Source organism: Kocuria sp. LUK (assembly GCF_021012935.1).
In the GTDB taxonomy this organism is placed as follows: Bacteria; Actinomycetota; Actinomycetes; order Actinomycetales; family Micrococcaceae; genus Kocuria; species Kocuria flava.
In genome coordinates, this window is the sequence record NZ_JAJMZI010000002.1 from 103,084 (window position 1) to 128,441 (window position 25,358).

Annotated in this window: 24 protein-coding genes; 9 read left to right on the forward strand and 15 right to left on the reverse strand. The window is 75.3% G+C overall.

Annotated elements, in window-relative coordinates; genetic code table 11:
* Positions 1–68: 68 nt before the first annotated feature.
* Positions 69–431: a hypothetical protein gene (locus LQU92_RS03290; protein WP_230660920.1), complete on the reverse strand. Its 363-nt coding sequence runs from the start codon at positions 429–431 to the stop codon at positions 69–71.
* Positions 432–656: 225 nt separating this feature from the next.
* Here LQU92_RS03290 and LQU92_RS03295 point away from each other — a divergent pair, with 225 nt between their 5' ends.
* Entirely contained in the window at positions 657–839 is a 183-nt protein-coding gene (locus LQU92_RS03295) for a hypothetical protein (protein WP_058857475.1), read from the forward strand.
* Positions 840–899: 60 nt separating this feature from the next.
* Here LQU92_RS03295 and LQU92_RS03300 read toward each other — a convergent pair whose 3' ends face one another.
* On the reverse strand, positions 900–1,598 hold the full coding sequence (locus LQU92_RS03300; protein WP_230660923.1) for a hypothetical protein: 699 nt from the start codon (positions 1,596–1,598) through the stop codon (positions 900–902).
* 308 nt (positions 1,599–1,906) lie between these two features.
* On the opposite strand from LQU92_RS03300, the gene LQU92_RS03305 reads away from it, so the two are divergent.
* Positions 1,907–2,887, forward strand: coding sequence for a LysR family transcriptional regulator (locus LQU92_RS03305; RefSeq protein WP_230660926.1), 981 nt, complete (start codon positions 1,907–1,909; stop codon positions 2,885–2,887).
* A gap of 6 nt (positions 2,888–2,893) precedes the next feature.
* Here LQU92_RS03305 and LQU92_RS03310 read toward each other — a convergent pair whose 3' ends face one another.
* The 9 genes from LQU92_RS03310 to LQU92_RS03350 all read right to left on the reverse strand — a co-directional run bounded on the left by LQU92_RS03310 (position 2,894) and on the right by LQU92_RS03350 (position 13,350).
* The gene (locus tag LQU92_RS03310) at positions 2,894–4,144 is read right to left on the reverse strand and encodes an acyl-CoA dehydrogenase family protein (protein WP_230660931.1); all 1,251 of its coding nucleotides are present in this window, start codon (positions 4,142–4,144) and stop codon (positions 2,894–2,896) included.
* Complete coding sequence (locus LQU92_RS03315) at positions 4,141–5,742, reverse strand: MFS transporter (protein WP_230660934.1); 1,602 nt, start codon at positions 5,740–5,742, stop codon at positions 4,141–4,143. The genes LQU92_RS03310 and LQU92_RS03315 overlap by 4 nt, the downstream gene beginning before the upstream one ends.
* Positions 5,739–6,194, reverse strand: a complete 456-nt coding sequence (locus LQU92_RS03320) for a thioesterase family protein (protein WP_230660936.1) — start codon at positions 6,192–6,194, stop codon at positions 5,739–5,741. The genes LQU92_RS03315 and LQU92_RS03320 overlap by 4 nt, the downstream gene beginning before the upstream one ends.
* Positions 6,191–7,426 (reverse strand): CaiB/BaiF CoA-transferase family protein, encoded by a 1,236-nt coding sequence (locus LQU92_RS03325; protein ID WP_230660939.1) that lies wholly within the window; start codon positions 7,424–7,426, stop codon positions 6,191–6,193. Before LQU92_RS03325 ends, LQU92_RS03320 begins: the two co-directional genes overlap by 4 nt.
* A gap of 70 nt (positions 7,427–7,496) precedes the next feature.
* Entirely contained in the window at positions 7,497–8,381 is an 885-nt protein-coding gene (locus LQU92_RS03330; protein WP_230660942.1) for a 3-hydroxyacyl-CoA dehydrogenase family protein, read from the reverse strand.
* Between the two features lie 70 nt (positions 8,382–8,451).
* The gene (locus LQU92_RS03335; protein WP_230660945.1) at positions 8,452–9,240 is read right to left on the reverse strand and encodes an enoyl-CoA hydratase/isomerase family protein; all 789 of its coding nucleotides are present in this window, start codon (positions 9,238–9,240) and stop codon (positions 8,452–8,454) included.
* Between the two features lie 17 nt (positions 9,241–9,257).
* Positions 9,258–11,294, reverse strand: coding sequence for a TRAP transporter fused permease subunit (locus LQU92_RS03340; RefSeq protein WP_230660948.1), 2,037 nt, complete (start codon positions 11,292–11,294; stop codon positions 9,258–9,260).
* Complete coding sequence (locus LQU92_RS03345; protein WP_230660953.1) at positions 11,281–12,474, reverse strand: TAXI family TRAP transporter solute-binding subunit; 1,194 nt, start codon at positions 12,472–12,474, stop codon at positions 11,281–11,283. The genes LQU92_RS03340 and LQU92_RS03345 overlap by 14 nt, the downstream gene beginning before the upstream one ends.
* A 27-nt stretch (positions 12,475–12,501) precedes the next feature.
* Entirely contained in the window at positions 12,502–13,350 is an 849-nt protein-coding gene (locus LQU92_RS03350) for an enoyl-CoA hydratase/isomerase family protein (RefSeq protein ID WP_230660956.1), read from the reverse strand.
* 199 nt (positions 13,351–13,549) lie between these two features.
* Here LQU92_RS03350 and LQU92_RS03355 point away from each other — a divergent pair, with 199 nt between their 5' ends.
* From LQU92_RS03355 to LQU92_RS03370, 4 genes are all read left to right on the forward strand, one after another.
* On the forward strand, positions 13,550–14,746 hold the full coding sequence (locus LQU92_RS03355) for an acyl-CoA dehydrogenase family protein (protein ID WP_230660965.1): 1,197 nt from the start codon (positions 13,550–13,552) through the stop codon (positions 14,744–14,746).
* A gap of 158 nt (positions 14,747–14,904) precedes the next feature.
* Positions 14,905–16,116, forward strand: coding sequence for an MFS transporter (locus tag LQU92_RS03360; protein WP_230660968.1), 1,212 nt, complete (start codon positions 14,905–14,907; stop codon positions 16,114–16,116).
* An 11-nt stretch (positions 16,117–16,127) separates the two neighbouring features.
* Positions 16,128–16,913, forward strand: coding sequence for an amidohydrolase (locus LQU92_RS03365; protein ID WP_230660973.1), 786 nt, complete (start codon positions 16,128–16,130; stop codon positions 16,911–16,913).
* A 68-nt stretch (positions 16,914–16,981) separates the two neighbouring features.
* On the forward strand, positions 16,982–17,968 hold the full coding sequence (locus LQU92_RS03370; RefSeq protein WP_230660975.1) for a YgcG family protein: 987 nt from the start codon (positions 16,982–16,984) through the stop codon (positions 17,966–17,968).
* A 7-nt stretch (positions 17,969–17,975) separates the two neighbouring features.
* Here LQU92_RS03370 and LQU92_RS03375 read toward each other — a convergent pair whose 3' ends face one another.
* From LQU92_RS03375 to LQU92_RS03390, 4 genes are all read right to left on the reverse strand, one after another.
* On the reverse strand, positions 17,976–19,268 hold the full coding sequence (locus LQU92_RS03375) for a heparan-alpha-glucosaminide N-acetyltransferase domain-containing protein (protein ID WP_230660978.1): 1,293 nt from the start codon (positions 19,266–19,268) through the stop codon (positions 17,976–17,978).
* Between the two features lie 137 nt (positions 19,269–19,405).
* Complete coding sequence (locus LQU92_RS03380) at positions 19,406–20,116, reverse strand: GAF and ANTAR domain-containing protein (protein ID WP_162628954.1); 711 nt, start codon at positions 20,114–20,116, stop codon at positions 19,406–19,408.
* A gap of 118 nt (positions 20,117–20,234) precedes the next feature.
* Positions 20,235–21,503 carry an MFS transporter gene (locus tag LQU92_RS03385; RefSeq protein ID WP_230660981.1) on the reverse strand — a complete coding sequence of 423 codons (1,269 nt, stop codon included), beginning with the start codon at positions 21,501–21,503 and terminating at the stop codon, positions 20,235–20,237.
* Positions 21,504–21,506: 3 nt separating this feature from the next.
* Positions 21,507–21,866, reverse strand: a complete 360-nt coding sequence (locus tag LQU92_RS03390; protein WP_101851340.1) for a universal stress protein — start codon at positions 21,864–21,866, stop codon at positions 21,507–21,509.
* A gap of 329 nt (positions 21,867–22,195) precedes the next feature.
* On the opposite strand from LQU92_RS03390, the gene LQU92_RS03395 reads away from it, so the two are divergent.
* Genes LQU92_RS03395 through LQU92_RS03405 form a run of 3 tightly spaced genes read left to right on the forward strand, consistent with a single transcriptional unit; the run spans position 22,196 to position 25,243 of the window.
* On the forward strand, positions 22,196–23,152 hold the full coding sequence (locus LQU92_RS03395; protein WP_230778632.1) for a tripartite tricarboxylate transporter substrate binding protein: 957 nt from the start codon (positions 22,196–22,198) through the stop codon (positions 23,150–23,152).
* Positions 23,153–23,154: 2 nt separating this feature from the next.
* Entirely contained in the window at positions 23,155–23,736 is a 582-nt protein-coding gene (locus LQU92_RS03400) for a tripartite tricarboxylate transporter TctB family protein (RefSeq protein WP_101851338.1), read from the forward strand.
* 1 nt (position 23,737) lies between these two features.
* A complete protein-coding gene (locus tag LQU92_RS03405) occupies positions 23,738–25,243 on the forward strand; it encodes a tripartite tricarboxylate transporter permease (RefSeq protein WP_230660989.1) in 1,506 nt (501 codons plus the stop codon).
* The last annotated feature ends 115 nt before the right edge of the window (positions 25,244–25,358 follow it).

Genomic DNA, 25,358 nt, shown 5'->3' on the forward strand with positions numbered 1-25,358 from the left:
CCCGGAGGGCACGGGCCGGGGCTCGTCCGCGACCGCCCGCCGCGCCGGGACCGGGTCCCCGCCGGCGCTCAGAGCGCGGAGACCGCGAGCAGGGCGAGGCCGGTGGTGCCGAGGGCGAGCGCGGCCACCAGGTGGGCCCGGGGCACGAAGGGCGCCCGGTCCGATCCGCCCTCCTGCTCCCGGTGGCGCCGGACGACCCGCTCGACCTGGTCCAGCGCCCACGTCAGCTCATCGCGCGCCGGGGCGCCCTGCCCCGGGTGGACGGCAGCGTGCGAGCAGATCGTGCCGTAGGAGCTCTCGAGGTCCACGTGCAGCGCGTCGAGGCCCTGGCACACCCACCGCCGCCGGCGCGCGGAGAGCCAGCGCCGCGCCGCCTGCACCGTCAGCCAGCCCACCGCCACGACCAGCGCCGCCGCTCCTGTGATCCACATCACCACGTCCCCATGATGCCCCACGCCCCGGCATCCGGCCACGGACGTCCGCGCGAACCGTTCCGGGACCGGCCCCTCGGCCGGGCGCGCGCACGACGAGGGGCCGGCCCGCCCTGGTCCGGCGCCCGCCTCCGCGCACCGGACCGGCCGCCACCGGGTGCACGGGGCGGGCGGCGTCTCGCTACGCTGGGAGGGCTCCCCGCCCCCGATCCGACGGAGATCCCCGTGAGAACCCTCGTGGCCTGGCTGCTGGTCGCCGCCCTGGTGCTGACCTCGGCGGGGGTGCTGCTGACCTCGATCGGGATCGGCGAGTGGCTGCCGGTGGTGGCGCTGGCCGCGCTCGCCTACGCGGGCACGTTCTCCCTCTACCGCCGCTGGCGGGAGAGGCTCGAGCGCCCGGAGGAGTGAGCGCCCCGGCGTCGTCGCCCCTCCCCGCCGCGGGGTGGTGCCCGGCGGAGCGGAGGGGGCTCAGGCGAAGTCGGCCTTGGCCAGCAGCACGTGCACGCCCAGCGGGCCGCCGCCGGCGCGGCAGGTCGAGAACTCCGCCGTGGCCGCGAGGTAGGCCTGGGCGATCGTGCGGTCCATCCGCTGGTCGCCCTCGAGGAAGTCCAGGCCCGCGGCCATCGCCCGGCGCATCGCCCCGGTGAGCCGGTAGGGGTGCTCCGCGTCCCCGGCCTCCGGGGCGCCGACGGCGACCCAGTGCGTGCCCGTCTCGGCGAACGCGTGGCGGGCGGTCACGGCCGGCACGCCGGCCTCCCCGGGCCGGCACAGGCCCAGCCGCAGGGCGTCCGCGGCCTCCGGGTCCTCGGGGGTGAACACGGCGCCCTCGGTGCGCACGGGCAGGTACAGCGCGGTGCCGGCGGCCGCGTCCTCGACCTTGAGGACCTGGCCCGGTCGCGCCCCGTCCAGCAGCACCGCTCCCGGCCCGGGCTCCGTGCCGGCGGGGTCCAGGCGGCCCCACGGCAGCCGTTCGGGCGCCGGCGGCTCCGGGGCCCGGCGCACCCCGAGCCCGGAGGAGGGGTGGGCGGCCATCGCCGCGGCCGTGGCGGCGGAGACCGTCCGGCGGGGCGCCTGCCCGGCCGCGGCCTCGCCGTCGATGACGCGCAGGGCGGGGCGGCGCGGCGCGCGCGCTCCGGGGCCGGCGCGGTGGTCGGCGGGATCGGTCATCGTGGTCTCCTCGGGGGCAGGTCGAGCGGGGTGCTCGGAACTGTATGGAGATCGTGTTTCCGCGCCGCGCTCCGGGGGTTTCCGGCTCGTGACGCATGCCACCCGCCCATGATGCCCGGGCGGAGCCAACGTGTAGCACTGTTGCGTCATCTTCGCGGCCCGGCCCGGCCGCCCGGTGACCTGCGGGCAGCGCTCCGGGGTCCCGGTGGGAACCGGTCCGCGCCGGGGCCGTCACCGGTGGGCGGGACACCGGGACCCGCCGCGCGGGCCGCCGTGACCCGCCCCACCCGGCGGCATAGCCTGGCGGGATGGAAGTCCACAAGGCCCAGGCGTTCCTGGCCGTCGCCGAGGAGCTGCACTTCGGGCGGGCCGCCCAGCGCCTGCACATGGCCCAACCCCCGCTGAGCCGGCTGATCCGCCAGCTCGAGTCCGAGCTCGGGGCGGCGCTGTTCGACCGCAACACCCGGCACGTGGCCCTCACCCCGCAGGGCGAGGCGCTGCTGGAGCCGGCCCGCGAGCTCGTGATGCTCTCCCAGCGGATGAAGGACGTGGTGCGCCGCTCCCAGGACGGGGAGATCGGGCGGGTCCGGCTGGGCTTCGCCGGGGCCTCCGTGAACCAGGCGGTGGGCGAGCTCGCCCGGCAGGTGCGCCGCCGCCACCCGGGGCTGAGCCTGGAGCTCTACAGCTCCCAGTTCTCCCACCTCGGGCTGGAGCGCGTCCTGGACGACTCCCTCGACCTGCTCATCGGCCGCTGGGACTTCCTGCCCGCGGGGATCGACTCCCGGCTCATCGCGATCGAGGAGCTGCTCATCGCGCTGCCCGAGAACCACCGGCTCGCCGACCGGGAGGCGGTGGCCGCCGAGGACCTCGCCGAGGAGGCCTGGCTGGTCCTGCCGGGCGGGGCGGGGGCGACCCTTCCGAACCGGCTGAACACCCTGGCCATGAACGCGGGCTTCGTTCCGCGCATCGTCCAGGTCGCCCCGGACTCCTGGACGCTCATCGTGCTGGTCGGCGCGGAGATGGGCATCTCCCTCATCCTCTCCAGCGTCCGGGACAACGTGCCCTCCCGGGGCGTGGTCTACCGGCCGCTGGTGGCCGAGCAGAAGCCGGTGGAGGTGCGGATGATCTGGCGGCGCGGGGACGACAGCCCGGCGCTGCGCTCGGTCGTCGAGCTCTCGCGCACGGTCTTCCCGGGCCCCGGGGAGGACGCAGGCCCCGGGGAGGAGCCGGGCTCCGGTGCGGCGCCGGAGCCCGGATCGTTCCCGGGGCCCGGCTCCGCACCGGCCTGAGCCGGCTCAGCTGAACGCGGAGATCCCGGTGACGTCGCGGCCCACGAGCAGGGCCTGGACGGAGTCGGTGCCCTCGTAGGTGGAGACGACCTCCATGTCGGTCAGGTGCCGGGCGATGTGGTGCTCGAGCAGCAGCCCGTTGCCGGCCAGCAGCTCGCGGGCCTCGTTGCAGATCCACTTGCCCTTCTGCGAGGTCGACATCTTCACCATCGAGGCCATCGCGGTGCTCAGCTGCCCCGCGTCGGCCAGCTCCGCCATGCGGTCGCACAGCAGCTGCATGGTGGTGAGCTCGCTGAGCATGTTGGCCAGCCGCGCCTGGACCAGCTGGTAGCCGCCGATCGGCCCGCCGAACTGGTGGCGGGTCGCGGCGTAGTCGGCGGCGATCTCGAAGGCGGCCATCGCGTGGCCCACGGCCTCCCACGAGGCTCCGCCGCGGGTGGCCTGCAGCACCCGGGAGACGTCCTTGAAGGAGTCGCAGTGGGCCAGCCGGTTCGCCGCCGGGACCCGCAGGTCCTCGATCACGATGTCGGCCTGCTGGATGGCGCGCTTGCCGATCTTGCCGGTGATCCTCTCCGGGGCGTAGCCGGCCGGGTGGTTGCCCTGATCGTCCTTCTCCACGACGAAGGCGTTGACCTGCCCGTCGACGGTGCTGCGCGCGAAGACGACGACGACGTCGGCCGCGTCGCCGTTGCCGATCCAGCGCTTGTGCCCGTTGAGCACCCACTCCTCGCCCTCCGGGCGGGCGGAGGTCTCCAGCGCGACCGAGTCGGAGCCGTGCTCGGGCTCGGTCAGGGCGAACGCCCCGGTCCTCTCCAGCCGGGCCATCGCCGGCAGCCAGCGCTCCTTCTGCTCCTCGGAGCCGAGCATGTTGATCGTGCCCATGCACAGGTTGGCGTGCACGCCCAGGAAGGTGTTGATGCTGCCGTCCACCCGGGCCATCTCCCGGGCCACCATGCCGGCGGCCTTCCGGGACATCCCGGGGCAGCCGTGGCCCTGGATGGTGGTGCCCACGATCCCCAGCTCGGCCAGCCCGGGCAGCAGCTCCCAGGGGAACTCGGCCCGCTCCCAGTAGTCGTTGATGATCGGCTGCACCCGCTCCCGGGCGAAGGCCCGGACCCTGTCGCGGATCGCGAGCTCCTCGGGGCTGAGCTGGTCGTCGAGGCGGAAGTAGTCCGAGCTCGCCCGGCCGCGGCGCACGGCGGCCGGATCGGTGCGCTCGGCGGCGGCGGGGGCGGGGGCGGTCGAGATCGTGGTCATGGTCGGTCCTCTCGTCGGGAGGCCCCGGCGGTCCGCGGCAGTGCCGGCGGGACGGGGGCGTCGGTGGGGTGGGGATGGTGGGTGCGGGCGGGGCCGCCGAGGGCGGCGTCGTCGTCGAGGCAGGGATCGGCGGATCCGTTCCCGCCAGCGGGGACGCGGTCGCCGGCAACGGCGCCGTCGGTCCGGCCGGGGACAGCAGGGTCGGGGGCGGTGGGGTCGGGTGCGGGGCGCCGGGGCGTGCGCAGGGCGACCAGCACGGCGAGCGCGGCCAGGCCGAGCGCGGGGAAGATCAGCCCGGGGGCGTCGAGGGCGTGGGCGAGGGAGACGGCGGAGTAGCCGAGGGCCATCGCGAGGAAGCGGACCATGTTGTGCAGCCCGACCGCCGTGCCGGAGCGCCCGGCCGGGGAGAGCAGCAGCTCGGTGGCGGCGGCGCTCTGGGCGCAGGCGATGCCCGCGCCGGCGACCACGAGGCCGGTGATCACCACGGCCACGACCACCCAGGTGTCCACGCCCAGGCGGGCGGCGACGGTCGCGGTCGTGAGCACCGGGGTGGCCAGCACGACCAGTGCCACGCCGCGGCCCAGCTGCACGCCGCTGCCGTGGCGGCGGCCCACCCGGGCCGCGAGCGGGCCGGTGGCCGTCATGGCGAGGGCGAGGGTGAGCACCACCAGGCCGATCTGGGCGGGGGCGAGGGCCAGCTCGGCGGCCAGGAACAGCGGGGTGGCCACGATCGCGACCGCCATGGCGCCCATGGCCAGTCCCGCCCCGGCCGCGGCAGTGCGGTAGCCGGGCCCGCGCAGCAGGGCCGGCTCCAGCAGCGGCCGGGGCGCGGCGGGGTCCGCGGCGGCCCGGCGCGAGCGGCGCCGGGACAGGTGCACGAACAGCACCCACCCGGCCGCCGCGGGGACCGCCAGCAGGCCCACGCCGGCCCACGGCCCGTTCTGCCCGGCCAGCACCACCGCGCTCGCGGTGGCCGCGCAGCCCACGACGAGCCAGCCCAGCGCTGCCGTGTGCAGGGGCGGGCGCCCCCGGGGGACGCCCGGCATGGCCGCGGCCAGGGCGGCCATGAGCACGAGCACCAGCCCGGCGTGGACGAGGAAGACCCAGCGCCAGCCCAGCGCGTCCGTGATGAACCCGCCGAAGGGCGGGCCGACCGCCTGGCCCAGGCCGATGGCCGAGGCCCACGTGCCCATGGTGCGGGCGGTGCGGTCGGGCCAGGCGGTCACCAGGGCGGTCTGCACGCACGGCGGGATCGCGCTGCAGGCCGCTCCCTGCACCGCCCGGGCGGCGACGAGCATCCCCAGCCCGCCGGCGGCCGCGGCCGCCAGCTCGGCCAGGACCATCACGGCCAGGGCGGCGAGCAGGAAGGGCTTGGCGCCCAGCCGGTCGCCGAGCCAGCCGGAGACCGGCACGGTCGTGGCCATCGCGACCGTGAACGCGGCCACGGCCAGCACCGCCTGCTCCGCCGTGAGGCCGAGGTCGGTGCGGATCACCCACAGCGGGGCGTTGACCACGGCCGAGGACATCGTGCCCAGCGCCGTGGTCGCCAGCAGGGCCGGGTAGGCGATCCGCCCGGGCCGGCGCGTGCGCGGGCTCATGCACGCCCGCCCGCCGCCCCGGCGGGCGCGGGCTCCTCCCCCGCCTGCGGGGTCTCGAGGGCGAGCAGCACCTCCCGCACCGCCGGGGGCAGCGGGGCCGCGGAGCCGGTGGCCGGGTCCGTCTGGACGAGCACGGTGCGGGCCCGGGCGGCCACGCTCCCGTGCTGGTGCAGCTCGTAGGCCACGGTGTAGGAGGAGCGCCCGACCCGGGCGACCCACACCTGCGCGGTGAGCGCCGGGCCGTGGTCGATGGGCCGCAGGTAGTCCAGGTGCAGGGAGGCGACCACCCGCGGGCGGGCCGGGTCCGGGATCCCGTCCTCCCCGAGCCACCGGGCCACCGCCGCCAGGCGCGCCTCCTCCAGGAGGGTGACGACCCGGGCGTTGTTCACGTGCCGGTTCAGGTCCTGGTCGGACCAGCGCACGGGCAGCTCGGTGGTGAAGACCGTGCTCACGACGCCTCCCGCACGGCCGCGCCGGCCACCGCGCCGACCGGGCGCCCGGCGGCGAGCCAGGCGAGCACGCGCTCGCGGTCGCCGTCCAGGGCCGGCGGGGCCTGGCCGTAGTCGACGGGGGTGCGGCTGAAGGAGGCCGGGTGGCGCACGGTCGGGATCCTCCGCTCCCCGGTGCCCGCGACCGCGACCGGCTCGAGGCCGAGGTCCGCGGCGAAGCGGACCCCCTCGTCCACGCCGAGGATCGGGGCGCAGGGCACCTTGACGGCCATGAGCCGCTCGAACCAGTCCTCGGCGTCGCGCGCGGCGAGGCGCTCGACCATCAGCTCGCGCAGCTGCGCCCGGTTCGCGTTGCGGGCGGCGACGGTCGCGAACCGCTCGTCGGCCGCCAGCTCGGGAGCGCCCAGGCAGGTGCACAGCCGGGCGAACTGGGCGTTGTTGCCCACCGCGATGACCAGTTCCTTGTTCCGGGCCGGGAACGGCTCGTAGGGGTAGAGGCTGGGGTGCTCGTTGCCCATCCGGGTGGGCACGGTGCCGCCGGCCACGAACGCGGCGGTCTGGTTGACCAGCCCCGACAGCGCCGAGGAGAGCAGGTTCAGCTCCACGTGCTGGCCGAGCCCGGAGGCCCGGCGCTCGTGGTGGGCGCCCAGGACGCCGACGGCGGCGTGCAGCCCGGTGATCACGTCGAAGAGCGCGACCCCGGCCCGGTAGGGCTCCCCGTGCTGGCTGCCGGTGAGGCTCATCATCCCGGACAGCGCCTGGGCGAGCAGGTCGTAGCCGGGCAGCTGCGCCCCGCCGTCGGTGCCGAAGCCCGTGATGGAGGCGTAGACGAGGTCGGGGCGCCAGGCGCTGACGCTCTCGTAGTCCAGGCCCCAGCGGGCCAGGCCGCCGGGCTTGAAGTTCTCCACGAGGATGTCGGCGCGCGCCACGATCTGCTCCACGAGCCCGAGGTCGCCGGGGTCGTCGAAGTCCAGGGCGATGGAGTACTTGTTGCGGTTGACCGACAGGAAGAAGGTGCTCTCCCCGTCGCGCTGCGGGGGCACCCAGGCGCGGGCGTCGTCCCCGGCGGTGCTCTCGACCTTGATGACGGTCGCGCCCATGTCCGCCAGCAGCATCGTGCAGTAGGGCCCGGCCAGGACCCGGCTGAGGTCGGCGACCACCACCCCGGCGAGCGGGCCCGTGCCGGGGCGCCCGAAGATCTCCTGCAGCAGGTCGGTGTGCGTGGACTGGTCCATGGTCGTCTCGTCTCCTCGTCGGTGCGGCGCGGCACCCGGGGGTGCGGCGCGGGGTGTCTGGGGCGGGGTCTCAGCCGGCGGCGTACTCGTACCAGCCGCGCCCGGACTTGCGCCCGTGGTGGCCCTGCTCGTAGAGCCGGGTCACGGAGGGGTGCGGCAGGTCGTCCGGGTCCCCGGTCTGCTCGTGGGCGGCCATGCGGATCAGGTAGGCGACGTCGATGCCGACGAGGTCCATCAGCTCGAACGGGCCCATGGGGTGGCCCAGGGCGGTGCGGGCGGCGACGTCGATGTCCTCGAAGGACGCGACCCCGGCCTCCTCGAGCCGCAGCGCCTCGTCGCGCAGCGCCCCGAGCAGCCGGTTGGCCACGAACCCGGGGACCTCCCGGTTCAGCCGCACGGGCTGCTTGCCGATCCGCCGGGCCAGCTCGAGGGTGGTCTCCACCGTGGCGTCGGAGGTCTGCGGGCCGCGGACCACCTCGACGCAGGCCATGACGAGGGCGGGGTTGAAGAAGTGCATGTTGCACACCCGGTCCGGCCGGTCGGTCGCGTCCACGAGCAGGGAGGAGGGGATGGTGGAGGAGTTCGTCGCGAGCACCGCGTGGGCGGGGGCGGCCTCGTCGAGCTCGGCGAACAGCCGGCGCTTGACGTCCAGGCGCTCGACGGCGGCCTCGACCACGAAGTCGGCGGTGCGGGCGGCCGCCGGGGTGTCGGTGGTCCACGCCATGCGGGCGAGGGTCTGCTCGACCTCCTCCCGGGTGCGCCGGCCCTTCTCGGCGAGGCGTTCGAGGCGGCGACGGGCCTCCTCCCGGGAGCGTTCGAGGGCAGCGGGGTCGAGGTCGCTGGTGGTGGTGTCGTAGCCGGCGAGGGCGAACACGGCGGCGATCTGGGTGCCCATCGTCCCGGATCCCACGACGAGGACGCGGCGGACGGAGTCGATGCTGGGCTGGGGGTTCATGGTTCTCCTTGAAGCGGACCCGCGGGTCCGGTGCGGTGACGGGGTGCAGGGCGGGGTGCGGGGCGGCCGGTCAGCCGGGGAAGCGGGCCGGGCGCTTCTCGAGGAAGGCGGCCGCGCCCTCGGCCTTCTCGTCGGCGGCGTAGAGCAGGGACTGGGCCAGGCGCTCGAGCAGCAGCCCGGTGCGCTGGTCGGTCTCGGCGCCGTGGCGGACCACGAGCTTGGCCATCCGCACGGCCAGCGGGCCCTTCGCGAGGATCGTCGCGGCCGTCCCCAGGGCGGCGTCCAGCAGCTCGGGGCCGGGCACCACGGAGGTGACGAGGCCGATGCGCAGCGCCTCCTCGGCGTCGACGAGGCGGCCGGTGAGGATCAGCTCCTGCGCCCGGCCGAGCCCGACCAGCCGGGACAGCCGCTGGGTGCCGCCCGCCCCGGGGATGATGCCCAGGGTCGCCTCGGGCAGCCCGAACCGGGCGCCGCCCGCGGCGATGCGGATGTCGCAGGCCATCGCGAGCTCGGTGCCCCCGCCCAGGGCGAAGCCGTTGACGGCCGCGATCGTGGGCAGCTCGAGGTCCTCGATCCGGTCCCACAGCCGCTGCATCCGGGCCCGCAGCCCGTCCCGCAGGGTGTAGCCGGCCAGCTGGGAGATGTCGGCGCCGGCCACGAAGGCCTTCTCCCCGGCGCCGGTGAGCACGACGGCGCGCACGTCCGCGCGGCGCTCGCACTCGTCGAGGGCGGCCTCGAGGCCGTCCAGCACGGCGGTGTTCAGGGCGTTGCGCACCTCGGGGCGGTCGACGGTGACGACGGCGACCCGGTCGCGGACCGCGAGGTCGACGACCCGGGTGTCGGCGGGGGTGGTGGTCATGGCGGGTCCTTCCGGGGTCACAGGGCCGCGGGGGCCGCGGCGGGGGTCGGGGCGGGGGCGGCGTCGTCGTCCTCCGCCGCGGGTGCGGGACGCGTGCCCGGCTCCGCGCCGGTGCCCGTCCGCACCGTGAGGAAGGTCAGCAGGACGCTGCCGGCGACGAGGGCCAGGCCGGTGACGGCGGGGAGCGCGGTGGGCAGGAAGAGCAGGAACCCGCCGACCGCGGCCGTGATGCGGAACAGCACGGGCATCCGCCGGTCGAAGCCCACGGTCCAGCCCTCGATCGCCGAGGCCAGGGCGTAGACGCCCACGAGGCTCAGGGCGAAGGCCAGCGCGATCCGCCCGGGCGAGTCCTGGGCCACGAGGGCGGGGTTGAGGGCGAAGCCGAAGGGCACGACGTACTTCACGGCGCCCAGGCGCATGGCCGCGAGGCTCGTGGCCATCGCCGGGGCCTTCGCGACCCCGGCCGCGGCGAAGGCGGCCAGGCCCACGGGCGGGGTGATGTAGGAGACGGAGGCCCAGTAGATGACGAACAGGTGGGCCGCGAGCGGGTTCACGCCCAGGTCGACCACGGCGGGGACCATGACGATGGCCAGGAACACGTAGGCGGCCGAGATGGTCATGCCCATGCCGAGGACGAAGCAGGTCAGGGCGCCGGCGATCAGGATCAGCACGACGTCGTCCCCCACGAGGGCCACGAGCTCGCGGGCCAGGGACAGGCTCACCCCGGTCGCGGTGAGCCCGCCGACGATCAGCCCCACCCCGGCGATGATGCCGATGATGCTGCTCAGGGTGCGGCCGCACTCCACGAGGAACGCGGTGAGCTCGCGCGGGCCGAAGCGGACCCCGGGGCGCAGCACGGCCACGGCGAGCAGCACCGCGACCACCCAGTAGGGCACCTGGGCCTCGGAGCCCGAGACGAACAGGAGCCCGGTCAGCAGCACGAGCGCCAGGACGTAGGGCCAGCCGGCGACGAGGGTCGCCAGGAAGCGCGGCAACCGGTCGGCGGGCACCCCCTCGAGGCCCTTGCGGGCGGCGTAGCCGTCGACCTGCAGGTAGATGCCGAGGAAGTAGAGGATCGCGGGGATCGTGGCCGCGACGAGGATCTCGGTGTAGGGCACGCCCACGAACGAGACCATGAGGAAGGCCGCGGTGCCCATGATGGGCGGGGTGATGGACCCGCCGGAGGAGGCGGTGGCCTCGATGCCGCCCGCGTAGGTGGGGCTGAACCCGGAGCGCTTCATCGCGGGGATCGTCATGGGCCCGGTGGTCAGCACGTTGGAGACGGCGCTGCCGCTCATCATGCCCATCGCGGCGCTGCTGGCCACGGAGACCTTGGCCGCGCCGCCGCGGTAGCGGCCGAAGACCGACATCGCGAGGCCGTGGAAGAAGTCGGCCCCGCCGGTGTGCTGGAGGGCCACGCCGAAGACGAGGAAGCCGACGAGGATGGTCGCGGCCGTCTGGATGGGCAGGCCCAGCACGGACTCGGCGCCCATCGCGTGGACCTGCGCCAGGGTGGGCAGGTCGTAGGTGACGCCCTGGAGCACCCCGATCGGCAGCCGCTCGGCCACGAGCGGGTAGAGGGAGAAGAGCAGGGCGATGACGGTCACGGCGGTCCCGCCGGTGCGGCGCAGGACCTCCAGGACGATCGCCCACAGCACGAACGCGGCGACCGTGGCGGCGGTGGGGGCCATGAACTCCCAGCCGAAGTTCTTGATCCGCGTGCCGTTGACGGCGAAGTACGTGCACACTGCGGCCGAGGCGACCATCAGGGCCACGTCGTACCACCGGACCGGGGACTCGCGCGGCGGGGCCGGCTCCCCGTCCTCCTGCGCGGCGCCGACCTTCGCGGCCAGGGGCACCTTGCGCAGCGGGTTGACCACGAAGACGACCGGCAGGAAGCAGGCCATCACGAGGTAGAGGTAGGAGTTGGTCAGCAGCGACAGGCCGAGCAGGTTCCAGAAGAACACCTGGTTCATGGCCAGCAGCACGCCCAGGACGGTCAGCACGATCACGACCGCCCGCCAGAAGGGGGTCACCCGGTCATCGGTTCGCATCGTCGGTCCTCTCGTCCTTCTCTCCCTCGGCCGGCCCGCCGGTGCGCGGACCGTCCAGTTCGGTCTTCTTCCAGGCCGCCCAGTTCGCGGCGAGGTCCTCCTCGTCGGAGGCCTCGACGACGCCGGGCCACGCCTCGCGCATCCGCTCGCCGCGCTCGATCAGCTCCTGGTTGCGCCGCTCGAGCTCCTCGGTCCACACGCCCTGCTCCTCGAAGTAGCGCACGGTGCCCTCGTGGAAGGGCACGACCAGCGGCTCCTTGAGCACGGCCTCGAAGGCGAACTGCTTCGCGTCCGGGGTGGTGCCCTCGTAGTGCTCGAAGTTCTCGGCGATCGCGCGCACCACGCCGTGGACCTCGTCCGCGTCGCGGGAGCCCATCGTGGTGAGGGGGATGGTGTACTCCAGCACCCGGGCGCTCTCGCCCTTCGCCATCCCGGCCCCGCCGGTGACCTCCCCGACCGTGACCATGGGCATCAGCTCGTCCCAGGTCGCGTAGCGGGCCGGGTCGGGGTCGTCGAAGCCGAGCCACTTCACGTCGTGCTGGGAGGCGAGCTCCTCGATGTTGGAGCCCACGACGTTCTGGTAGAGGGCGTCGAGCTGGCCGCTCTCGAGGGCGGCGATCTGCTCCCCGTAGGCGAGCGGGACCTGCTCGACGTCCTCCCAGCCCAGCCCGCCGTAGTTGAGGAAGCCCTCCATCTTGTTGTTGATGGAGGTGTTGGCGGTCAGCTTCGGGAACCGCTTGCCCTCGAGGTCGGCGAAGGAGTCGATCCCGCTGTCCTCGCGCACGAGCAGCCCGTAGTTGCCCAGCGGGGCCCACACCATGCGGATGTCCTGGGGACCCCACTCGGGGCTGGCGTACTCGTAGTCGCCCTCGAAGGCGTAGTAGTACTCGTCGCCGGCGCGGGAGTAGTCCACGGTGCCGTTGACCAGCGGGGCGAGCCGGCCGATGCCGGTGTCCGCGGTCATCAGGCGCACCTGGACGCCCTCCTCCGTGGTGAGCGTGTTCGCGATGGCGGCGAGGTCGTTGTAGGTGCCGGTGCCCACGTTGTAGGTGGACCACACCAGCTGCTGCGGCAGCCCGTCCGGGCCCAGGGGCTCCTCGGCCTCGGCCGCGGCGCACCCGGAGAGGGCCAGCAGCGAGATCACCGCCAGGGCGGGGATCCGGGTCTTCGTTGTCCTCATGACGACCTTTCGACGGGTGGGGACGGGTCAGCGTCCGGAGAAGGCGGGGGCCCGGCGCTCGGCGAACGCCTGCTTGCCCTCGAGGAAGTCGGTGGTGGTGAACAGGCCGGGCTGGTGCCCGGCCTCGAACGCGAGCGCGGCCTCGAGCGAGCCGCCGGCCGTGCGCAGGCCCTGCTTCACGGCGGCCACCGCGAGCGGGGCCCGGGCGGCCAGGGCCTGCGCGCGGGCGAGGGCCTCGGCGCGCACGTCCCGGTCGGCCACGACGTGGTCGGCCAGGCCCGCGGCCAGCGCCGCCTCCGCGCCGACGGGCTCGGCCCCGAGCAGCAGGGCCCGGGCGCGGCCGGGGCCGACCCGGCGGGCGAGCAGGTGCAGCAGCCCGCCGTCGGGCACGAGGCCCAGCCGGGTGAAGGGCAGCAGGAACCGTGCCCCCGCCCCGGCCACGACGACGTCGCAGCAGCACACCAGGCCCACGGCCACGCCCGCGGCGGGGCCCTGGACGGCGGCCACGACCGGGAGGTCGAGGGCGGCCAGCCGGCGCACGAGCGCGCCGACCCGCTCCATCCGCGCCCGGCCCTCGGCCGGTGCGGCCGGGGGCATGGCGGCGAGGTCGCCGCCGGCGCTGAAGCAGCCGTCCGCGCCGGTGAGCACCACGGCGCGCACGCCGGGGTCCTCCGCGAGCCGCCCGAGGGTCTCGTGGAGCTGCTCGCGCAGCGCGGCGCCGAGCACGTTGCGCCGGGCCGGGTCCTCGAGCACCACGACGGCCACGGGGCCCTCGTGCTCGACGCGGACCCGCGGCGCCGGGGGCGCGGCGACGGTGCCGCCGGCACGGTCGGCGGCACCTGCGGCGGTGCGGGCGCTCGGCAGCGGGTGCGGCACGGCGGACCTCCGGATCGTTCGGGGCGGGTGTTGTCCAGATCACATTGCCGCACCGACTGGGAGATCTGAAATACCGAATCAGGCGTTCAGCAATACCTTGTGAGCAAATGTCGGCGGGGGTGTTCCGCCCGGGCACCCGGTGGGCGATCCTCGACGGGAGGACCGCCCGTCCCGACCGCCCTGACCCGAGAGGACCGCCATGACCGCCGTCGCCGGCCCCACCAGCTCCGTGACCGACCTGCTCCACCTCGACGCCGACCTGAGCCCCGAGGAGCTGGCGACCCGCGACGCGGTGCGCGAGTTCGTCGACCGCAGGATCCGCCCGCAGATCGCCCGCTGGTACGAGGACGCGCACTTCCCCCGCGAGATCGTCCCCGAGATGGCGCAGCTGGGCCTGCTGGGGATGCACCTGCACGGCTACGGCTGCGCGGGCCGCTCCGCCGTGGAGTACGGCCTCGCGATGCAGGAGCTCGAGGCCGGGGACTCCGGGCTGCGCACGTTCGTGTCCGTGCAGGGCTCGCTGGCGATGAGCGCGATCGCCAAGCACGGCTCCGAGGAGCAGAAGCAGCGCTGGCTGCCGGGCATGGCCGCCGGGGAGATCATCGGCTGCTTCGGGCTGACCGAGCCCACCGCCGGCTCCGACCCCTCGACGATGGCCACCACCGCGGTGCGCGAGGGCGGGGAGTGGGTGCTCACCGGCGCCAAGCGCTGGATCGGGCTGGCCTCGATCGCCGACGTCGCCGTGATCTGGGCCAGGGCCGACGACGGCAGCGGGAGCGAGCGCGTGCGCGGCTTCCTCGTGCCCACGGACACCCCCGGCTTCACCGCGACCCCCATCGAGCCGAAGCTGTCGATGCGCGCCTCGATCCAGTGCGACATCGAGCTGGCGGGCGTGCGGCTGCCCGCCGACGCGATCCTGCCCGAGAACCCGGGGCTGCGCGGGCCGTTCTCCTGCCTCAACGAGGCCCGCTACGGGATCGTGTGGGGCGCCCTCGGTGCCGCCCGGGACTCCTTCGAGGCGGCCCTGGCCTACGCGCAGGAGCGGACCCAGTTCGACAAGCCGCTGGCCGCCTACCAGCTGACCCAGCGCAAGCTCGTGGACATGGCCCTGGAGATCCAGAAGGGCCAGCTGCTGGCCCTGCGCCTGGGCCGGCTCAAGGACGCCGGGCGGCTGGAGAACCACATGATCTCGGTGGGCAAGCTCAACAACTGCCGGATCGCGATCGAGATCTGCCGCGAGGCCCGCACGGTGCTGGGCGGCAACGGCGTGACCCTCGAGCACTCGCCGCTGCGCCACGCCAACAACCTCGAGTCGGTGCGCACCTACGAGGGCACCGACGAGGTGCACACCCTGATCCTCGGTCAGCACCTGACCGGCCACGCCGCCTTCCGCTGAGGCCCCGGCGGGGCGGGGTGGTCCAAGATCACACCGGCGGCCCCTTGGGCGGGAGCCCGCGACGCGCGTAGCATCGACAAGTTCTGCTGTGACGGCCGCGGCCGTCCGGGCTCGCCGGCGAGCCGCAGTCCTCCCGCCCGCCTCCGGAAGGATCCGCCATGTCCGCGCCCCGCACCGCCGTCCTCGAGCTCGTCCGCACCCCGAGCCCCGCCGGCGCCCGCCTGGCGATCCTCGCCCTCGCCCTCGGCGGCTTCGGGGTGGGCACCACCGAGTTCGCCTCGATGGGCCTGCTGCCGTTCATCGCCGAGGACCTCGGCGCCTCGATCCCCTCGGTCGGCACCTCGATCTCCCTCTACGCCCTCGGCGTGGTGGTCGGCGCCCCGCTGATCACCGCCGTCGCCGCCCGGATGGAGCGCAAGGCCCTGCTGCTGCTGCTCATGGGCGTGTTCACCCTCGGCAACGGCCTCTCCGCGGCCGCGCCCTCCCTCGAGCTGCTCTACGCCGCCCGGTTCCTCTCCGGGCTCCCGCACGGGGCCTACTTCGGCGTGGCCTCCGTGGTCGCCGCCGCCCTGGCCGCCCCCGGCCGCCGCGGCACCGCCGTGGCGCGCGTGATGCTGGGCCTGACCGTGGCCAACATCGTGGGCGTGCCCGTCGCGGCGGCGATCGGCGGGGCGCTGGGCTGGCGGGCGGCGTACCTGCTCGTCGTCGTCCTGGGGGCCCTCACCCTCGCCGCCCTGGCCCTGTGGGTGCCGCGCAGCCAGGGCAACGGGGGCGCCTCGGTGCGCCGCGAGGTCGGCGCCCTGGCCCGCCCGCAGGTCGTGCTGACCCTGGTCGCCGGGGCCGTGGGCTTCGGCGGGATGTTCGCCGTCTACACCTACATCTCCCCGACCCTCACCGAGCTCAGCGGCCTGGACATCACCGCCGTGCCGTGGGTGCTCGCCGTCTTCGGCGTGGGCATGACCCTGGGCTCCCTGCTCGCCGGCCCGCTCGTGGACCGCTCGATCGAGCGCACCGCCCTCGGCGCCGGGGCCGTCACCGGCGTGGCCCTGGCGTTCTTCGGGCTGTTCGTGCACCTGCCGGTCGCCGCCGTGGCCGGGGCCCTGTGGATCGGGATCATGGGCTCGCTGTTCACCACCTCGCTGCAGGTGCGCCTGCTGCGCGAGGCCAAGGACGCCCCCTCCCTGACCGCCGCCATGAACCACGCCGCGTTCAACCTCGCCAACGCGCTGGGCGCCTTCCTCGGCGGCGCCGTGGTCTCGGCCGGCTGGGGCTACCGCGCCCCCGCGTGGGTCGGCGTGGGCCTGGCCGTGGCCGGTCTGCTGATCCTCGCCGTCGCGGTGCGTCGCCGGGCCGTCGCCGCCCGGACCTGAGGAGCCGACCGGTGAGCGCGCAGCGCGTCTTCGACGCCCACCTGCACGTGATCGACCCCGCCCACCCGCTCGTGCCGAACCAGGGGTGGGTGCCGGAGCCGTTCACGCTCGAGCAGTACCGGCGGCGCACGGCCGGGCTGGGGATCGCCGGCGGCGCGGTCGTGGCGGGGTCCTTCCAGGGCCACGACCAGGGCTGGCTGCTCGACGCCCTCGCGCGCCTGGGCCCGGAGTGGGTCGGCGTGGCCCAGCTGCCGGAGACCGTGGCCGACGAGCGGATCCTCGCCCTCGACGCCGCCGGGGTGCGCGCCGTGCGCGTCAACCTGCGCCGCGGCGGCCCCGTGACCCCGCAGCGGCTGGACCGGCTGGCCCGCCGGGTGCACGAGGTCGCCGGGTGGCACACCGAGCTCTACGTCGACGCCCGGGAGCTGCCGGAGCTCGCCGGTGTCCTCGGCGCCCTGCCGGCGGTCGTGGTCGACCACCTCGGCCTGCACGAGGACGGGCTGGGGCACCTGCTCGGCCTCGTCGAGCGCGGGGCCGTGGTCAAGGCCACCGGCTTCGGCCGGGTCGCGCTCGACCCGGCCCGGGCGATGGCCGCCGTGCTCGCCGTGGACCCCGGGGCGCTCGTGGTCGGCACCGACCTGCCCTCCACCCGCGCCGCCCGGCCCTTCGCCGACGAGGACCTCGAGCTCGTGCGCCGCACGGTCCCGCCCGAGCACCTGCCGGCGGTGCTGTGGGACACCGCCGCGCGGCTCTACCTGCGCCGCCCGCGCCCCGGCGCGGCTCCGGCGCGCGGCTGAGCACCCCGCCCGGGAATCGTTCCTCCGGCGGATCCGCCGGGGACCCGCGGGGGCTAGCGTGCTGTGCCATGCGCAGCGATCAGGTCGCCCCCTCCGAGCACCCGGACCGGACCCGTCCGGGCGCCCCGTCCCGTCCGGCAGTCCCGTCCGGTCCAGGGGGCCGCACCGCCGGGACGGGACGACGACGGCGCCCGGCCGCACTCCTGCTGCTGGCGGCCGCCGTGCTCACCGGGTGCGGGAGCGCGCAGGTCGAGGTCCCCGCACCGCCGGCCGAGGGCAGCGTGCTCGACGCCGCCGACGTCCTGACGGACCAGGAGGAGCAGCGGCTGAACGCCCTGATCGAGCGGCGCGGCGCCGCCTCCGACGCCGCCCGGGTGGCCGTGGTGGTCGTCGAGGAGCTCGGGGCCCCGATCGAGGAGTGGTCCCGGGAGGTCGCCGGGGCGTGGGGCGTCGGCGACGAGGGGGCCGACAACGGCGTGCTCGTCGTGGCGGCCACCGGGGACCGGGAGCTGCGGATCGAGGTCGCCGACGGCGTGCGCGAGACCTTCACGGACGAGGAGGCGCAGGAGGTGGTCGACGACGTCCTCGCCCCGGCCTTCGCCGACGAGCGCTACGCGCAGGGGCTCGAACGCACGGTGGACCTCGTCCATCGCCACGCCGCCGGCGAGGAGCCGGTGGCGGAGCCCACGAACCGGTGGCTCGTGGGCGCCGTGATCGGCGGGACCGCCCTGCTCGTCGTCCTGCTCGTGGGGTGGGCCGTGGCCGACTCCCGCCGGCGGCGCCGGATCGCCGACGAGGAGCTGCGCGCCGCCGAGGCCGCCGACCCGGACCTGCGGCTGAGCCACGACCAGCGCGAGGCCTACCGGAAGTACCGGTACTCGCACCGGGGCGACGACGCGGTGGTGAACCCCGCCGTGTGGCTGCCGCTCTACCTCGCCAACCCGGGGCTGTACTCGGGCGGCGGCAGCGGCGGCGGGGACGGCTCCTCCGGGGGCGGGTCCTCCTTCGGCGGGGGCGGCGGGTTCACCGGCGGCGGCGCCTCGGGCAGCTACTGAGCCGGGCTCAGCGGGTGCCGCGGGCCAGCACCGGCCGGCGCACCGCGCGCACCGCCTCGGCCACGGCCCGCTCCAGGGGGCCCTGCCCGAAGAGCTGACGCCACACGAGGGCCAGGGCCGCCGCGACCGCCACGTGGATGACGAACCACGCTGGCTGGTCGTAGTGCAGCTCGAGGGACAGCGCGAGCAGGTGCAGGGAGTAGAGGGTCAGGGTCATCGAGCCCATCGCCGACAGCGGCAGCACCCACTGCCCCATACCGCGGGCGAGGATCAGGAAGAAGCCCACCGCGGCCACGGCCGTGCCGGTCGCCGAGAGCAGCGTCAGCGGGGTGCTGGTGTAGGGGGCGATGATCGCGAGCCACCACCAGCTGCCGGTGGGCAGCTCCTCGTCGGGACCGTAGATCATCGTGTCGTTGATGGCCTCCCGGGTGACCCAGTCCTCGCTGAAGAGCATCCCGTCGTAGCCGCCGGCCTGGAAGACCAGGACCCACGAGACCAGCCACGCGAGCGCGGCGAGCATCACCCCGGAGGCCAGCAGCAGCGCCTGGGTCCGGCCCTCGTGCAGGTCCAGCCGGCCGATGCCCAGGCCCACGAGCAGGTAGGCCATGTAGGACAGGGCCGGGAAGGTGCCGGTCAGCAGCAGCTGCACGAGCGTGGCGCCGGGCTCGGCGAGCAGCGAGGTGAACGTGGGGTTGTACCGCTCGGAGGACAGCGGGGCCTCGCCCAGCAGGTGCAGCAGCACGGGACCCGCCACCATGAACCCGGCCGCCCACGCGAACAGGGACCGGGCGCGCAGGTGCAGGAACGGGATCGCGAGCAGGAAGAACACCCCGTAGTAGACGAGGATGTTGAACGCCGGCACGTCGTCGGGGGTGTTGCCGGGCAGCACGTGGTTGATCGCGAGCCCGATGAGCGCGATCAGCAGGGCGCGCACGGCCACCCCGACCCGGTCGGCGGTCATCGTGCGCCCGCCGTGGGGGTGGCGCCCGCCCGAGCCGAAGGCCAGGCCCACGCCGGCCAGCAGCGCGAACAGCGCCGCGGAGCGACCGGCGAAGACCGTCCACTGGGCCGTGGGCTCGAAGGTCTCCGGGTCCCACATGGGCATGATGTGGATGGAGATCATCCCGATCAGGGCGAGGCCGCGGGCGGCGTCGATGCCGATCAGGCGCTGCCGGCGCGGACCGGCGGGCCGCGCGGCGCCGGGCGCGGCCGGGCCCGGGTCCCTCTCGACCGCCGGAGGGGTCGTGGGCGTGCCCGACCACGGCGCCTGCGGCGCGGTCCGGTGCTGGTCGTCGGTCATGGCGTCTCGTCCCCCGGGTCCTCTGCCGGCGGGCCCCCTGCCCGCCGCACCGGGAGCGCTCCCGGTCTGTTCACAGAAGAACATTGTGCCTTGTGCCGGGGTTAGCCCGAAGCTGTGATTCCGCTGTGAGGCGGGGATCACGCCCCGGGCTCGCCGAGGAGCTCACGCGCGACCTGCTCCGGGGTCCGTCCCGTGGCCGCCGCGGCCTCCTCGAGCCGCCGCCGGGCGGCGGCGGAGCCGGTGCGGTGGCGCTCCATGAGCACGCCGGTGGCCCGGTCGACCAGCTGCCGGTGGGCCAGCACCTCGTGCAGGGCGGAGCTGAGCAGCGGCGGGGCCGTGGGGCGGCGCCCGCCGGCGAGCAGCGCGGCGGCCGTGCCGGCCACGAGGGCCAGCAGGTGCTCGTCGACCGCGCTGAACACCCCGGGCCCGCGCGCGTAGACCTTCAGCGCGCCGAGGGTCTCGCCGCCGTGCACGAGCGGGGCGCTGAGCACGGAGCGGATCCCCAGGTCGTGGGCGGCCGCCGACCACGCGGGCCAGCGGGTGTCCGCGGCGGTGTCGTCGAGGCGCTGCAGGCCCGCGCTCGCCCACGCGCTCAGGCACGGGCCCTCCTCGAGGTCGTACTGCAGCGCGTCGGCGGTCTCGACCACCGGATCGGTCGCGGCGGTCGTGATGGTGGTGCCGTCGGCATCGATCGTGGAGACCCCGGCGGCGTCGGCGGCGGGCACCACGCGCCGCGTGATCCGGGTGAGCTGCTCGAGGGTCCCGGGAGCCGTCGGCTCCTCCAGGAGCATCGCGTGCAGCCGGGTCAGGGCCGCGACCAGCTCGTCACGGGGTTCTGCCGCGCCCATGCGGTCCGCCACCTCCTCGGGCAGCCGGGCCGGCGCCGGGTGCCCGGCCGCGCCTGCGCCGTCACCGTAAGCATCGCTGTGCATGGACCACAAGCCGCCGGCGCCGGGGGCGCACCGGTCAGGACCGGCGGCGCAGCGTCTTCTCGAGCCCGCTGCCCACGAGCACCGCGCACGTGGACCAGATGGCCCCGGCGGGACCCAGCGGTGCCGCGACCAGCCCGGCCAGCAGCGGCATGGCCACCTGCCCGACCCGGTTGCCGACCAGCCGCACCGCGAGCGCCGAGCCGCGCCAGGACGCGGGCACGGAGGTCGAGATCAGGGTCATGGTCAGCGGCTGCCCGAGGCCCAGGCAGAAGCCCCCGGCGAAGAGCAGGACCGCCGCGAGCCACGGGACGGTGATGACCAGCGGCGGCAGGGCGAGGGCGATCCCGGAGCCGTAGAGGCTCACGAGCAGCAGGGACCGGCGGGAGAACCGGTGGGCGAGCCGCGGCAGGAACACGCGGGAGAGGATCGAGGCCCCGCCGCGCACGGCCAGCAGCGCCCCGATCCACGCGGGCGGCACCCCGGCGCGCTCCCCCACCAGGGGCAGGAACGCGGTGAGGATGTCGAGCATCGCGAGCAGGGACAGGGCCGCGAGCATGTGGGAGGGCACCCCGGGCACCCGCAGGATCCGCAGCATCGAGGCGCGCGGGAGCGGCGCGGGCACGGTCCCGGCCTCTCCCGCGGCCGGCTGCTGCCCGCCCGCGGCGGTGCTCGCGGCACCGGCGTCGTCGTCCCGGGGGCGCCGCCGCGGCGTGCGGGCGCGCACGAGCAGGACGGGCACGGCGAGCAGGGAGAGCCCGGCGCCCAGCCACAGCGCGGTGCGGATGTCGGCGAGGCGCTCCGGGGAGGCGACGGCGGAGCCCGTGCCCAGCAGCAGCCCGGCCAGCAGCGGCCCGGCGAGCTGGCCCGCGGAGAACGCGGCGGTGAACCAGCCGAAGCCCTTGTCGAGCTGGTCGTCCGGGGAGTGGCGGGCGATCGCGGCCTGCCCGGCGATGGTGAACAGCAGGTGGCCCATGCCCAGCACGGCGCTGGCCAGGGCCACGAGCGCGGCGGTCGCGGCGAGGTCGAGGGCCAGGGCCCCGAGGGCGAGCACCACGGCGCCGACCACGACCATCCGGCGCAGCTCGCGCACGCGGTCGGTGGTGCGCCCCAGCCACATCGCGGTGACCAGGGGCAGCACCGCGTAGGCGGCGGTGACCAGGCCGACCGTCACCGCGTCGGCCCCCAGGGCGAGGAGCTTGTACGTGGTGACGGGCCGGACCAGGTTCAGGGCGGTCTGGGAGAGCGTGGCGGCGGCGACGAGCAGCCACAGCCACGCGCCCGTGCGGGGGCTCGCCGGGGCCACGCCTCAGGCGCGGCGGGGCTTGACGGCGATCACCGGGGCGCTGGCCTCGAGCAGGACCTGCTGGGCGGCGGAGCCCAGCAGCAGCTTGCCGACGGGGCTGCGGTGCCGCACGCCGATGACGATCGCGGAGGCGCCGACCTCCTCGGCGGCGTCGAGCAGCTCGCCCACGGCGTCGCGGTTGCGGGCGTCGGGGGTGCGGAAGGCCACGGGCACGCCCTCGAGCTGCGCGCCCTCGGGGTCGAGCTGGGCGCCCTCGAGGTTGAACACGAGCAGGTCCTCGGCCCGGCGGCGGGCTTCCTCGAGGGACGCGGCGAGCGCGGCCTCCCCCTCGGGGGTGCTGGTACGGGCGACGACGACGGTCATGGGGGCCTCCGCGGCTGGGACGGTCAGGGACGGGCACGCCGGGGGTCGGCGGCCGCGAGCGAGGTCAACCCTACGGCCGGGCGCCGGGAATCCGCCGTTCCGCGCGTGAGCACAATGCGCAGAACCCGCACAAGGAGCAGTAGCCGGGAAAGCGAGCAGAAGCCCCGGTGACGTGACGCGGGTCACCTAGGGTCGTCCGGAGCGGCTCGGCAGAGCCCCGTCCACGATCCCCTCCCGGTCCGTCCGGGATCGACGGAAAGCGAACAGCACCCGTGAGCACAATCCCCGACCCGGCGCCGCCCGCGGCGCGGCGACGTCACCCCGTCGCGATGACGGTCTACGGCGTGGTCGCCGCCGTGGTCATCGGCCTGGCGTCCTTCTTCTCGATCCAGTCCGCGTCCGGCGGCTCCGACCTGCGGGCGAACCTCACCCTGATCGCCCCGGCCGGCGCCGGCGGCGGCTGGGACACGTTCATGCGCGAGCAGCAGCAGGCGATGCGCACCAACGGGCTGGTCAACAACTCCCAGGTCGTCAACATCCCCGGCGCCGCCGGGACGATCGGCCTGGGCAAGCTCTCGACCATGCACGGCCAGGCCAACACCCTGATGGTCACCGGCGCCGGGCTCGTCGCGGGCGTGGAGCAGACCGGCTCGCCGGTCACGCACGACGACGTGCGCCCGATCGCCCGCGTGGTCGAGGAGTACGACGTGGTCGTGGTCCCCGCCGACTCCCCGTACGGGACCGTCGACGAGCTGGTGGCCGCCTGGCGCGCCGAGCCCGGGGAGGTCGCGTGGACCGGCGGCGGCACCTTCGACCAGCTGGTGATGACCGAGCTCGCCCTCGAGGCCGGCATCGAGCCCGCCGAGACGACCTACATCCCCAAGTCCGGCGGCGGCGAGGCCACCCAGGCGCTGATCACCGGCACCGCCGACGCGGCGACCTCCGGGTACATGGACGTGGCCGACCAGATCGAGGCCGGGCGCCTGCGCGCCCTGGGCATGGCCGCGCCCCAGCCGCTGGAGGGCGTCGAGATCCCGACGCTCACCGAGCAGGGCTACGCCGTGGACCTCGCCAACTGGCGGGCCGTGCTGGCCCCGCCCGGGGTCACCGACGAGGAGTTCGCCGAGCTGCGGGCGCTCGTCGAGGAGGCGGTCGCGACCCCCGAGTGGCAGGAGGCCGTCGAGCGCAACAAGTGGACCGAGGTGTGGCTCGCGGGCGAGGAGTTCGACGAGTTCATGGCCTCGGAGCAGGAGCGCATCGCCGCGCTGGTGAAGGAGCTGAACTGATCATGAGCACGTCCACGTCCTCGCCCGCCGGCACCGCCGGCGAGCACCCCGCCCCCGCACAGCCGCCGCGGCGCACCCCGGACGGGCCCCCGTCCCCGCCGTCGTGGTGGGCCGGGCGCAGCGGCCTGGTGGTCCCGGCGGTCACCGCCGGCTTCAGCACCTACCTGCTCGTCGGGGCCCTCACCATGGAGATCCCCGAGGGCACCGACTTCCCGGGCCCCGCGTTCTACCCGCTGCTGCTCGTCGTGGCCGGGTACGTGCTCTCGGCGCTGCTGGCGCTGCACTACCTGCGCACCCCCGAGCACCCCGAGGAGCTCTCCGGGCGCTCGTGGCGCACCCACTCCGACTGGGCCGCCGTGGCCTGGGGCGCGGGCGGTTTCCTCGTCTTCGCCCTGACCCTCGAGCTGCTCGGCTGGATCCTCGCCGCCGCCCTGCTCTTCTGGGCCGTGGCCCGCGGGTTCGGCAGCCGCCGGCCCCTGTTCGACCTCGTGCTCGCCCTGTTCGTGAGCAGCGCGATCTACCTGGCATTCGCCGTCGGTCTGGACCTCACCCTCCCGTCCGGCATCCTGGGAGGCGGTCTCTGAGATGGACGCACTGAATCTGCTGGCGGAGGGTTTCGCCGGCGCACTGACCCCCATGAACCTCGTCTGGGTCGTGGTGGGCTGCCTGCTCGGCACCGCCGTGGGCGTGCTGCCCGGCCTGGGCTCCTCGATGGCGGTGGCCCTGCTGCTGCCCATGACCTTCGCGCTGGACCCGACCGCCGCGTTCATCCTCTTCGCCGGGGTCTACTTCGGCGGGCTGTTCGGCGACTCGACGATGGCCATCCTCATGAACACCCCCGGGCAGGGCTCGGCGATCGCCTCCACGTTCGAGGGGCACCGGATGGCCAAGGACGGCCGGGCCCCGCAGGCCCTGGCCACCGCGGCGATCGGCGCGTTCGTGGGCGGGATGATCGCCTCCGTCGTCGTCGTCTTCCTCGCCCCGCGGCTGGCGGACTTCTCGGCGAACTTCGGCCCCGCCGAGTACTTCGCCCTGGCGCTGTTCGCCTTCGTGGCGACCTCCTCCGTGGTCTCCGACTCCGCGGTCAAGGGCCTGCTCTCCCTCGTGCTGGGCCTGGGCATCGCCACGATCGGCATCGACGCGATCTCCGGCTCGGAGCGCTTCACCGCCGGCTCCCCGAACCTCTTCGACGGGATCTCCCTGGTGACGGTCTCCGTGGCCGTGCTGGCCCTCGGCGAGGTGCTGCACGTGGCCTCCCGGATCCGCCGCGACCCGGCCGCGCACCGGTTCACGTTCTCGGGCCGCCCGTTCCTCTCCCGCGCGGAGCTCAAGGAGGCCGCCCCGGCCTGGATCCGCGGCACCGCGATCGGCCTGCCCTTCGGCGTGGTGCCCGTGGGCGGGGCCGAGGTGCCCACGTTCATGGCCTACGACGTCGAGCGCCGCATCGACCGCCGCCGCCCGAACCCCATGTTCGGCAAGGGCGCCATCCGCGGCCTCGCCGCCCCGGAGGCCGCCGGCAACGCCACCACCGGCACCGCCATGGGCGCGCTGCTGGCCCTGGGCCTGCCCGTCTCGGCGACCGCGGCGATCATGCTCGCAGCCTTCCAGCAGTACGGCCTGCAGCCGGGCCCGCTGCTGTTCGACCGGGCCCCGGACCTCGTGTGGGCGCTGCTGGCCAGCTTCTTCATCGCGATGGTCGTGCTGCTCGTGATCAACCTGCCCTTCGCCCGGCACTGGGCGAAGCTGCTGCTGATCCCCAGCCAGTACCTCTACGCCGGGATCGTGGTGTTCTGCGGCCTGGGCATCTACGCGACCTCCGGGGCGGTCTTCGACCTGCTCCTGCTGCTGGCCCTCGGCCTGCTGGGCTTCATGATGCGCCGCCACGGCGTGCCGGTGGCCCCGCTGCTGATCGGCATGGTCCTGGGGCCGCTGGCCGAGACCAGCCTGCGCGACGGGCTGCTGTCCTCCAACGGCGACTACACGGTCTTCGTCACCGGCCCCATCCCGCTGGTGCTCTACGGCCTGCTGCTGGTCGTGATCGCCCTGACGGTGCGCTCGAAGATCGTCAACCGCGCCCGCCAGGACGTGTGAGCGCCCTGGGCCCCGCGCACCACCCCCACTAGAGTGGTCCGGACCACCACGACGACGGCCGCCCGCGTGCCCCGCACGCGGGCGGCCCGTCCGCTGTCCGGCGCCCTGCGCGCCG

Bases quoted from the DNA above. Each gene is read 5' to 3' on its own strand.
- LQU92_RS03290 (WP_230660920.1), bottom strand. From the start codon at position 431: ATGTGGATCACAGGAGCGGCGGCGCTGGTCGTGGCGGTGGGCTGGCTG.
- LQU92_RS03300 (WP_230660923.1), bottom strand. From the start codon at position 1,598: ATGACCGATCCCGCCGACCACCGCGCCGGCCCCGGAGCGCGCGCGCCG.
- LQU92_RS03305 (WP_230660926.1), top strand. From the start codon at position 1,907: ATGGAAGTCCACAAGGCCCAGGCGTTCCTGGCCGTCGCCGAGGAGCTG.
- LQU92_RS03310 (WP_230660931.1), bottom strand. From the start codon at position 4,144: ATGACCACGATCTCGACCGCCCCCGCCCCCGCCGCCGCCGAGCGCACC.
- LQU92_RS03315 (WP_230660934.1), bottom strand. From the start codon at position 5,742: ATGAGCCCGCGCACGCGCCGGCCCGGGCGGATCGCCTACCCGGCCCTG.
- LQU92_RS03325 (WP_230660939.1), bottom strand. From the start codon at position 7,426: ATGGACCAGTCCACGCACACCGACCTGCTGCAGGAGATCTTCGGGCGC.
- LQU92_RS03330 (WP_230660942.1), bottom strand. From the start codon at position 8,381: ATGAACCCCCAGCCCAGCATCGACTCCGTCCGCCGCGTCCTCGTCGTG.
- LQU92_RS03335 (WP_230660945.1), bottom strand. From the start codon at position 9,240: ATGACCACCACCCCCGCCGACACCCGGGTCGTCGACCTCGCGGTCCGC.
- LQU92_RS03340 (WP_230660948.1), bottom strand. From the start codon at position 11,294: ATGCGAACCGATGACCGGGTGACCCCCTTCTGGCGGGCGGTCGTGATC.
- LQU92_RS03345 (WP_230660953.1), bottom strand. From the start codon at position 12,474: ATGAGGACAACGAAGACCCGGATCCCCGCCCTGGCGGTGATCTCGCTG.
- LQU92_RS03355 (WP_230660965.1), top strand. From the start codon at position 13,550: ATGACCGCCGTCGCCGGCCCCACCAGCTCCGTGACCGACCTGCTCCAC.
- LQU92_RS03360 (WP_230660968.1), top strand. From the start codon at position 14,905: ATGTCCGCGCCCCGCACCGCCGTCCTCGAGCTCGTCCGCACCCCGAGC.
- LQU92_RS03370 (WP_230660975.1), top strand. From the start codon at position 16,982: ATGCGCAGCGATCAGGTCGCCCCCTCCGAGCACCCGGACCGGACCCGT.
- LQU92_RS03375 (WP_230660978.1), bottom strand. From the start codon at position 19,268: ATGACCGACGACCAGCACCGGACCGCGCCGCAGGCGCCGTGGTCGGGC.
- LQU92_RS03380 (WP_162628954.1), bottom strand. From the start codon at position 20,116: ATGGGCGCGGCAGAACCCCGTGACGAGCTGGTCGCGGCCCTGACCCGG.
- LQU92_RS03390 (WP_101851340.1), bottom strand. From the start codon at position 21,866: ATGACCGTCGTCGTCGCCCGTACCAGCACCCCCGAGGGGGAGGCCGCG.
- LQU92_RS03395 (WP_230778632.1), top strand. From the start codon at position 22,196: ATGACGGTCTACGGCGTGGTCGCCGCCGTGGTCATCGGCCTGGCGTCC.
- LQU92_RS03400 (WP_101851338.1), top strand. From the start codon at position 23,155: ATGAGCACGTCCACGTCCTCGCCCGCCGGCACCGCCGGCGAGCACCCC.
- LQU92_RS03405 (WP_230660989.1), top strand. From the start codon at position 23,738: ATGGACGCACTGAATCTGCTGGCGGAGGGTTTCGCCGGCGCACTGACC.